The organism is Rubritalea sp. (assembly GCF_051252225.1).
Taxonomy (GTDB): Bacteria; Verrucomicrobiota; Verrucomicrobiia; order Verrucomicrobiales; family Akkermansiaceae; genus Rubritalea.
The window spans coordinates 535,855-543,402 of the sequence record NZ_JBPOGE010000001.1 but is presented as its reverse complement, the minus strand read 5'-3'; the positions used below and the strand labels follow the sequence as shown (position 1 = coordinate 543,402).

Here is a 7,548-nt window from a genome sequence, read left to right as displayed (position 1 = left end):
GGCGGAGCGGACGGGAATCGAACCCGCAACCTCCGGCGTGACAGGCCGGTGCTCTAACCAATTGAGCTACCGCTCCATCTCTTTTTTCTGCGTGCCTTGCGGCGGGCAGGAACCTACCCAATTCGCCGTTCGGTGCAAGTCCTTTTTTGCTAAAAAATGAAGATTATTTTCATCAACTCCTCACACGCCAACTTAGCCATCTCATTATCAACACCCTAGAGCTAAATATGCTCTTCCCGTTTAGTTCCTTCAAGTGGCCCGCAGATCCAGTCCTGCTATACTCCAAGACTAAACAAACTCACAGAAATATTCATTTTCACTAAATCACTCGGAAATCCACTTGCAAGAAGCCAGCTATCCGCAATTACTCAATGCGTGCCAGATACCTCAGCCATAATCCTAGCTATTGAATCCAGCTGTGACGAAACCGCAGTTGCCATTCTTCGTGGCGACCTCAATAACGCCGAAATACTCAGCTCAGAGATTTCCTCGCAGATCGATATTCATCGCCAATACGGCGGAGTCGTTCCAGAGCTAGCTTCACGCAACCACTCACTAGCTCTCCGCCCACTGATCGATGCCGCACTCGAAAACGCCGAACTCACCTTCGATGAAATTGATGGATTTGCTGCCACGGCTGGACCAGGACTAGCCTCTTCCCTCCTCGTCGGCCACACCGCCGCCAAGGCTATGGCCCTTGCTAGTAAGAAACCATTTCTCTCCATCAACCACATGGAAGGCCACCTCCTCTCCCCATTCATTGCTGGCACAAATGGTATCCAAGCAAATATTTCACTCGTCGTCTCTGGCGGCCACACCATGATTCTACATACCAAGCAATTTGGAGAGTATATCCTACTAGGAAAAAGCGCGGATGATGCAGCGGGTGAAGCTTACGACAAAGTAGCAAAGATGCTAGGGCTCCCCTACCCTGGTGGGCCAGAAATTGAAACAACAGCCAACGGCGGTAATCCAGAAGCGTACGCCTTCCCCCGCTCTATGCTCAAACGTGGTAATTTCGACTTTTCCTTCTCTGGCCTCAAGACAGCAGTTCTGTATACCATTTCTGAACTCAACCCAGAAACTGGCCAAGCCAAACCCGAGCAGCGCCCAGACATCTGCGCCAGCTTCCAAGCCGCAGTCATCGAGGTTTTAGTAAAGAAAACTATTCGAGCAGCGCAATCAGTAGGTGCGGATAAGATCACTATGTCTGGTGGCGTTTCTTGTAATGAGGCTCTGCGCGCCGCTATGGCAGACGCATGCCAGCGCCATACTATGTCTCTTGAAGTATGTAGTAAGCATCTCAGCACCGATAATGCCGCGATGATCGCCTACGTAGGGCTCCATAAATTTCTAAGAAATGAATACTCAAACCTGAGTTGCGACATTGACCCAAATCTACCTCTCAACACCCTCATCCTGAGGAAATAGAACGGCACCAAACCAAGCCTTGCCACCTCTTCGATATTTCCCTACACACTAGCCACACCTAACTATCTGTCATTATTCATGAGTGAAAATCCAACAAAAACCTCTACTCCTGCGAACAACCCAAACGTTCTCATCCTCATCGTAATCGCCATGCTCGGCGTTATTGCACTAATGATGTTCTTTAGTATGCAGAAAGGCAATGGCGGCACTGCTGTGAGTTCCAGCACCGACCAAGAACGCCTACTCTCTCTTCGTCAGAGCATTGAAACAAAAGAACTTGAACTGAAGGCCCAAGGCATTGCTATCCCAGCCGATACAAGTACTATCAACGAACTGAGCGAACGTATCAGCAAGGATGCTATGGTTCTGCGCAATAATGTGGAAAATATCCAACAGGCTCTCAGCTCCAAGGAAAACGCCTTGATGAAGGCTGAAGCTGATCTAGCAGCCCTCAAACGCACTTTTGACAACACTAATAACGAGGCTGCTAAAATGCGCTCCCAGCTCATTGCTCTCGACGGTCAGCAGGCAAACATCTCCATCCTCCGTGACGAAGTCGAAGCGCTAAAAGTACAACTCGCTGAACGTGACGTACAAATTGATGAGCTAAGCTCGCGTCCAAACGCTGATACAGTAAACCAGTTCCGCGCATCTCTCAATGAGACAATGCTCACCAATGAAGAGCTCAATAAACGCATAGTCGAACTTGAATTACTCAATGCAAATGCACTTAGCTCATCAGAAGCTGACAGCCTAAGAGCTCAAGTGAATCAACTCCTTCCTGAAAATGAGCAACTGCGTCTCGAACTGCAACAGCTCCGCGCTGAGAGTGACTACGACAGCCTCTACGCTAAGTCCGCTGAAGAGCTTCGACCAGAAGCGGCAAGACTCTATGCTGACTTAGAGAAGTTAGAAGGACTAACACCAGACCAGCTTGAAGCGGCCTACATGAAAATAAGCATTGATCATAATGCTCACATGATTCGCTCCGTACGCTTTAAAACAGGTTCTTCAGACGTCAGCTGGAAAGATCTTACCAGTATCAAAGACACCATCACTACCGCAAAAAAAGACTCGTTCTTCCTCGTAGTAGGTTACGCCTCCACGACTGGTAACGCAGACAGCAACAAAATCCTTTCAGCTAAACGTTCTGTCACCATTGCTTCCATCGTCAAGCACCTCAAAGGTGGCACGGGCACACGCGCTGTGTTCTTAGGCCAAACAAACCGCTTTTCCTCCACTCAGCCATTAGATAACCAAATTTGCGAAATTTGGGAAATCCGCAAGTAATCCAAATTTAAACACAGTACTTTTTCGTGAAAAACTTCATATTTAGCTGTGCTCTCGGAGCTAGTCTATGCTCCGCGGTTCAGGCTACGGAAATCGCTCCATTCCAGACAGGGTATATCTACGACCTACCTGCCGATGTTGATGGTGGAGGTGACCTATCTAAGCAACTTTTCTATATTTCAGGAGGTGCTCCTCTCTACAATAATGAGGACAATCTCTTCGTTGCACTAACAGCGTCCTACCAGCTCCATTCCTATAACTTTTCTGGTGATGGCAATTTCACCGGACTTGACCCATGGAATGAGGTTAACACTGGTAGCTTAGGAGCATTTATTCGTTGGGGGTTTGCTGAAAACTGGGAACTCTTTGCGCTTCCTAGCATACGCACTAATGGCGAAAGCGGTGCTAACTTCAGCGACACTCTCACAGGAAGTGCTCTCTTAGGAGCCTCCTATACTTTCAGTGACACACTCACCATTGGCCCTGGCATCGGTTATGTGGGTCAGCTCGAAGACAGTGCCAGTGTCTTCCCCATTATAATTATAGATTGGCAATTCGCAGAGAACTGGAGCCTTACTACTGGTCCAGTTGTAGGTGCTTCCCTCGGGCCCGGCCTTGCCATAAGGTGGGAAATCCAAGACGACTTGCGCTTCACTTTCGGCGCTCGCAGTGAACGGATGCGCTTCCGCTTAGATGACTCTATCGACTCAGCTCAACAAGGCATAGGTGAAGATAACAGCATACCAGTATTTGGTATTCTGACATGGCAAGCTACCGAACACTTTCAGACATCATTCATTGCAGGTGTCGGCTTTGCTAATGATCTAGTACTCGATGACTCTAGCGGCCACCGTATCTCCCGTGAAGACTATGACCCAGCTCCATTTGTTGGTCTCAATTTAGGCTACACATTTTAAGCTATATAAATCTCACTCGAACCTCTATTATGACTAATATGAAATTAACACGCGCGTTCATCTCAACTCTGGCTGCATGCCTCGTTATTAGCCTCACCTCATGCATGGAACAGAAAGTTACAGATTCCGCAGGAAATGTCATCTATGATAAAACCGTATCCGGTACTCCTTGGCAATCTATAGAAACTACGAGGAGTCAAGTTGAAGCCAATGAGGAAGCCCTCGGCTACCAATAGGTTTTTAAAGACCACAACCACTTTATTTAGAAAGCGCCTTGGATTCCTCGGCGCTTTTTTAATCTTCATTTACCAACATTCTCCCGCCACTCGTGCACTACTTCGAAACAACCACCCTGCCAGCAGACCTTTCTGAGTTTTCAGAAATAATCGATGTACGCACCCCTGCAGAATTTGCAATCGACCACATCCCTGGAGCAATCAACCTTCCTGTGCTCAGTAACGAGGAACGCATCAGCGTAGGCACTCTCCACAAAAGCTCCGCCTTTGAAGCGCGTAAGCTAGGAGCTGGCCTCGTATCAGCCAACGCGGCTAAACATTTAAGTGAATACTTTCTCAAAAAAGATCTGAGCTATTCCCCATTACTCTATTGTTGGCGAGGCGGGATGAGATCCCGCTCGCTCACCCACATTCTTTCCTCCGTCGGCTGGAGAGCACAGTTACTCAATGGGGGCTATAGCGCATTTAGAAAATGGATGGTTTCAGATCTAGAAAACCAATTCGAACACTCAGACTTAAAGCTCATCGTCCTCTCTGGCCTCACTGGAGTCGGTAAAACTCGCCTCCTTCACAGCCTCGAAGAACAAGGAGCCCAAGTCCTCGACCTAGAAGGGATGGCAAACCACAAAGGCTCTCTACTTGGAACTCCTCACACAGGTGCACAGCCTAGCCAAAAGTTCTTCGAAAGCTCCCTCTGGCATCAGATGAGTAAGTTCGACCCAGCTAAACTTGTTTATACCGAAGCCGAGAGCAATAAAATAGGGAAACTCCACTGCCCACCTTCACTATGGAAAAAACTCAGTGAATCGCCAGTGATTGAAATAGAGCTTCCATTATTAGAGCGCACCAAACTTCTAAGCGAAGAATACCCACACTTCTGCAATGACCCGGCCTCACTCTCGGACTTGCTCAATGTTCTCCGCCGTATCCGCGGCAATGCGCTTGTCGACACATGGCAAAAGCAAATCAAAGAGCAACACTGGGAAATCTTTCTAACGTCTATTCTACAGGATCATTACGATCTAAGTTACCGTAAGCCAGGTGATGAAAAATCGATCTACTCGTCCCCCATCGCTAGCGTTCAAGTCCATTCTATAAGCGCAGATTCCTATCTAAGTGCCGCCACAGAATTAATCGAGCTAGAGTTATGAGCCTCTATCAAGATGCACACCTCCACCTCCAAGACCCTAGGCTCATGGAGAATTTAGGCAGCATCATTCCTGCGATCAAAGATCAAGGCATCAACGCTCTCGTTGTAAATGGCACCTCTCCAGATGACTGGGACTCGGTCACAGAATTGAGCAAAGCCTATCCAGACCTAGTGATCCCTAGTTACGGTCTACACCCATGGAAAACTCCCTGCACCCGAGACGACTGGAAAACGCTTTTAACCCAGCTCATCACAGATAACCCTAAATCGTGTATCGGCGAGTGCGGTCTAGATAGATGGATCCGTGACCCAGATAGAGAAGCTCAACAGGATGCATTTAAGTTTCAGTTAGATCTAGCCTCTAGGCTAAACCGGCCCATTTCTATTCACGTTTTAAAAGCATGGGGTTGGTTGTTAGAGATTCTAGAATCATCTAATCTACCTAACCGTGGATTCATGCTCCACAGTTTTGGTGGTTCGATAGAAGTCGCACAACAATTAGTAAAACTCGGAGCCTATTTTTCCTTTTCTGGATACTTCCTCCAAGATCGAAAATTCGAAGTCCAAGAAGCATTCCGCCACATCCCTATAGATAGAATACTCATCGAGACCGACGCTCCTGATATGCTCGCTCCTAAAAAATTCATCACCCATCCACTAGAAGAGAAAACCAATCACCCCGCGAACCTAGTGGCTACTGCGAGAGGATTGGCTACTCTACTTGCTATAGATATTGATGAACTTAGCAGTCAGCTAGAAGCGAACTTCACACGCTTTTTTCTGGCTAAATAATTACATGAGCTGAGCTCCAGCTTCAGCTAGAGGACTGCGTTCTCCTCTAGAAAGTGATACGTGCGCTGTGAATGGCTGCCCCTTGAGCCGATTCCGCGTGTACACGAGACCATTACTGCGACTATCCACATAAGGATTATCAATCTGGGCAGGATCTCCTACCATAATCAACTTAGAGCCACGCGACATACGAGTCACAATCGTCTTAGCCTCCAGTGGTGTGAGCTGCTGAGCTTCGTCTAGCACGAAAAACCTGTTAGGAATAGAACGGCCTCGGATGTAACAGAGTGCTTCAATCTCGATTAAACCTTGCTCAATGAGAGCCTCCCAAGGTTTCGCCGCGTTATCCTGTTTACTTGCAGAATCCTTCTTTACCTGCTTGCGCCGCGGCCCTTGATTCGGGTTTGCGGGAGGAGATAAGAGAAGCTCCAAGGCATCATAAATAGGTTGAAGCCATGGACGCATCTTGTCTTCTAAATCCCCGGGCAGGAAACCTATCGAGTCACCCATGGCGACTATAGGTCTTGAAATCGTAACCCCATTGTATTGGCGACTGAACATTTCACTCAAGCCTGCAGCAACAGCCACTAGGGTCTTCCCTGTACCAGCCTGACCGTAACAAGTTACTAAAGAAATATCAGGATTGAGTAGAGCATCGATCAAACACTTTTGACCTAAGTTTAGGGGCTTAAGATGATGTCCGTCAGGAATACGTAGCACATCAGGTATTTGTAACCGAACAAAGACACCTTCTGAATCGAGTCGTGCTGGTATGGTCTGTTTCTCACCAGCTTGAAGCAGTACATATTGATTCAACACCACATCTACACGGCGCTCATGCTCGATCTCTAAGTGCCCAGCACTGGCGAAACGCTGAAGTTCTGCAGCATCTACCTCAACACAACGCATCTCGTAATTAGAAACCTCACTTGGATCTACCTTATCATTAAGATAATCCTGACACTTAATGTGAACAGCTCGCGCCTTGAGCTGCATATTAATGTCTTTAGTTACCAAAACCACAGGCGAACTATTATGCTCAGACAACAAAACAGTAGCTGCTAGAATACGGTGATCTACAAGCTCCTTATCTGGAAACACACGCAAGAACTGTGCAAGCATTTCCGAGTTCTCCATGCAAAATGTAGGGTCATAAATGACCATTCTAACAGTACCACCACCTTCGGTTTCTACCCCCTGAGTCACCTCAGTAGAGGTTCCGAAAATCTCACTAAGGCGTCTGTGCACCTTTCGAGCGTTTGCTCCACGCTCCGTTTGTTCATTTTTAAATTTATCTAATTCAGAGAGAACGTCAGAAGGAATACACACGTGGTTGTCAGCAAAACGCCCTATACATCCTGGGTCGTGCAGCAGGACGTTTGTATCCAGCACAAAGTTCTTCGCCGTCTGATTCGGGGCCTTGATCCCAAATTCTTGTAAGCGCCTGGTTGTCCCATTCGCCGATGATTCCGACTTTGTGGGTTGGACACTTTTTTCTGTGGCTGTAGAAGATTGGGTGGATGAACTCATGATTTAATTCGTTATTACACTTTAGGTTTATTGTAGGTGGTTACACGTCAACGAGATCCCCCACCTACTGGAGCCTCGTACAACCACATCTGAATGTGATCCATGGAAAAACTTTATCAAGTTACCTAAACTATTGCCTCCAGAATCACATATGTAAACACGATTCTTGTTACTCAAAAGTTGCCAAAAAAAATCCAGTAGT

7 protein-coding genes and 1 tRNA gene are annotated in these 7,548 nt (G+C 47.3%); 6 read left to right on the top strand and 2 right to left on the bottom strand.

Annotated elements, in window-relative coordinates; translation table 11 throughout:
• Nucleotides 1-2 precede the first annotated feature (2 nt).
• Nucleotides 3-76 (bottom strand) — tRNA-Asp (locus tag ACSHX2_RS02430).
• A 299-nt stretch (nucleotides 77-375) separates the two neighbouring features.
• Between ACSHX2_RS02430 and tsaD the strand changes: the two genes are divergently transcribed.
• The 6 genes from tsaD to ACSHX2_RS02400 all read left to right on the top strand — a co-directional run bounded on the left by tsaD (nucleotide 376) and on the right by ACSHX2_RS02400 (nucleotide 5,816).
• The gene (tsaD, locus tag ACSHX2_RS02425) at nucleotides 376-1,431 is read left to right on the top strand and encodes a tRNA (adenosine(37)-N6)-threonylcarbamoyltransferase complex transferase subunit TsaD (protein ID WP_435690210.1); all 1,056 of its coding nucleotides are present in this window, start codon (nucleotides 376-378) and stop codon (nucleotides 1,429-1,431) included.
• A gap of 78 nt (nucleotides 1,432-1,509) precedes the next feature.
• Nucleotides 1,510-2,721, top strand: a complete 1,212-nt coding sequence (locus tag ACSHX2_RS02420; protein WP_435690208.1) for a hypothetical protein — start codon at nucleotides 1,510-1,512, stop codon at nucleotides 2,719-2,721.
• Nucleotides 2,722-2,747: 26 nt separating this feature from the next.
• Entirely contained in the window at nucleotides 2,748-3,638 is an 891-nt protein-coding gene (locus tag ACSHX2_RS02415; protein WP_435690206.1) for a hypothetical protein, read from the top strand.
• 38 nt (nucleotides 3,639-3,676) lie between these two features.
• Nucleotides 3,677-3,874, top strand: a complete 198-nt coding sequence (locus tag ACSHX2_RS02410; protein WP_435690204.1) for a hypothetical protein — start codon at nucleotides 3,677-3,679, stop codon at nucleotides 3,872-3,874.
• Between the two features lie 92 nt (nucleotides 3,875-3,966).
• A complete protein-coding gene (gene mnmH, locus ACSHX2_RS02405; protein ID WP_435690202.1) occupies nucleotides 3,967-5,025 on the top strand; it encodes a tRNA 2-selenouridine(34) synthase MnmH in 1,059 nt (352 codons plus the stop codon).
• Entirely contained in the window at nucleotides 5,022-5,816 is a 795-nt protein-coding gene (locus ACSHX2_RS02400; RefSeq protein ID WP_435690201.1) for a TatD family hydrolase, read from the top strand. The genes mnmH and ACSHX2_RS02400 overlap by 4 nt, the downstream gene beginning before the upstream one ends.
• Here the strand turns inward: ACSHX2_RS02400 and ACSHX2_RS02395 are convergent, their stop codons facing one another.
• Nucleotides 5,817-7,346, bottom strand: a complete 1,530-nt coding sequence (locus ACSHX2_RS02395; RefSeq protein WP_435690199.1) for a PhoH family protein — start codon at nucleotides 7,344-7,346, stop codon at nucleotides 5,817-5,819.
• Nucleotides 7,347-7,548 lie beyond the last annotated feature (202 nt).

Bases quoted from the DNA above. Each gene is read 5' to 3' on its own strand.
- ACSHX2_RS02410 (WP_435690204.1), top strand. From the start codon at position 3,677: ATGAAATTAACACGCGCGTTCATCTCAACTCTGGCTGCATGCCTCGTT.
- ACSHX2_RS02395 (WP_435690199.1), bottom strand. From the start codon at position 7,346: ATGAGTTCATCCACCCAATCTTCTACAGCCACAGAAAAAAGTGTCCAA.
- ACSHX2_RS02400 (WP_435690201.1), top strand. From the start codon at position 5,022: ATGAGCCTCTATCAAGATGCACACCTCCACCTCCAAGACCCTAGGCTC.
- ACSHX2_RS02420 (WP_435690208.1), top strand. From the start codon at position 1,510: ATGAGTGAAAATCCAACAAAAACCTCTACTCCTGCGAACAACCCAAAC.